2 protein-coding genes are annotated in these 1,677 nt (G+C 36.7%); both read left to right on the forward strand.

The features are described 5' to 3' along the window. A partial coding sequence (locus ENL20_10195; GenBank protein HHE38926.1) for a transcription-repair coupling factor occupies positions 1-956 on the forward strand: 956 nt, incomplete at its 5' end. A 79-nt stretch (positions 957-1,035) separates the two neighbouring features. Beyond that, the coding region (locus ENL20_10200; protein ID HHE38927.1) for a hypothetical protein at positions 1,036-1,677 on the forward strand (642 nt) is incomplete at its 3' end.

The following is a 1,677-nucleotide window of genomic DNA, read 5'->3' on the forward strand; positions in this document are numbered from 1 at the left end:
ATATCAGGTTTGGAATAGGACACGGGCAGCTTCCTGAAAAGCAATTGGAAGCGGTAACTTTGGATTTTGCACATCACAAATTTGATGTTCTCATCGCTACCACAATCATCGAATCCGGAATAGATATTCCCAATGCAAATACGATAATCATAAATCGAGCTGATATGTTTGGACTGGCTCAACTTTACCAAATAAGAGGACGTGTAGGGCGGAGCAATCGCCGCGCGTATGCCTATCTCATCATTCCTTCCAAACTTCAGGATAATGCCCGAAAACGTCTGGAAACTCTTATCGAATATGAATCACTGGGAAGCGGTTATCAAATTGCAATGCGCGATATGGAACTGCGTGGTGCCGGAACACTGTTGGGAACAAAACAAAGCGGTATAATTAATTCAATCGGATTTAATTATTATAATCGTCTTCTTACGAAGGCCATTGAAAATATTCAGGCAGAAAAACCAAAGGAATTATGGTTGGAAGAAGAATCGCAAAATATCGAAAGATTACGCATTGAAAGTGATTATTATTTTCCTGAAAGCTATATTGAGAGCGAAAAGGAAAGATTGGAAATTTATAGAAAAATGCTGGAGTTTGATGAACCCACACAGTTTAATGATCTAAAAAGTGAATTGCGAGATCGATTCGGAGATATTCCCGCGCAAGCACAAACTGCACTTAAGTATTTCCAGCTTCGCTTGTACATCAAAAAAATCGGTTTGGAATCCATGAAGATGAGAAAAAATAAAATTATAATTGAATTCAATACATCTAATATGCCTGCTCGGAGCCTACTTACTAATTTTGTGGGAAAATTCAATTACCCTGTGAAAATCGATGCTACCAAAGGATTTAAAATGATTTTCCAAGTAAATCATAAACAAGAGAAGTACTCTGAATTTATGATCAATAAAAGTTTGAAAATGGCTGAATACCTGTATGATAACTTGCAATGAGTCCGCTTAAGTGTTGAATTTAAAAATTGACAAAATTTGTTAAGTTGGGATTTTTTCCTGAATTTCCTAAGGAGGAAGTGTGAAGTTAAAGAAAAAAAATACATTGATTTTGCTGGTTTTGCTAGGATTCGTTTTGTCTTTGAATGGTCAGTTCAATAGTAGTGATGAAACTGATCTGTTATATCATGTTTCTTTGGTCGGGGCAGTTCCCAATCCGGGTGTGTATTTTGTTCCGCCTTCCACGCGTGTTTCCGAAATCATCAAACTTGCTCTTACTGCTCAGAAAAATTTTAACACGAAAATAAAGAACAAGCAAAATATTGAAAATAGTGCAGAGGATTTAGACATTTTTAAAAAACGCTATGAAGAATATTTTACTGAAGACAGGGAAGAACCCTGGCCAGAAATGTCTAAACGACTTATTACCATTAAACGACATAAACAAGAAATATTAGTTGATCTGGTCAAATTTTATACATTTGGAGATTCCAATGAAAATCCCTACGTAATGGACGGAGACATCATTCACATTCCTGCCGTGCAAAATAAGGTTACCATTTCGGGAGCTGTTCAAAAAGAAGGTAATTACGAAATCGTTGAAGGAGACAAGATTTTAGATGTGGGTTGTGGAATCGGAAAGCAGACAGTAGAATACTCAAAAGAGGTTGGAGGAAGGGGTGTAGTGATAGGACTCGATATTTCCAAGGAGATAGTTAAAGAA

The sequence above is a fragment of the Candidatus Cloacimonadota bacterium genome, from assembly GCA_011372345.1.
In the GTDB taxonomy this organism is placed as follows: domain Bacteria; phylum Cloacimonadota; class Cloacimonadia; order Cloacimonadales; family TCS61; genus DRTC01.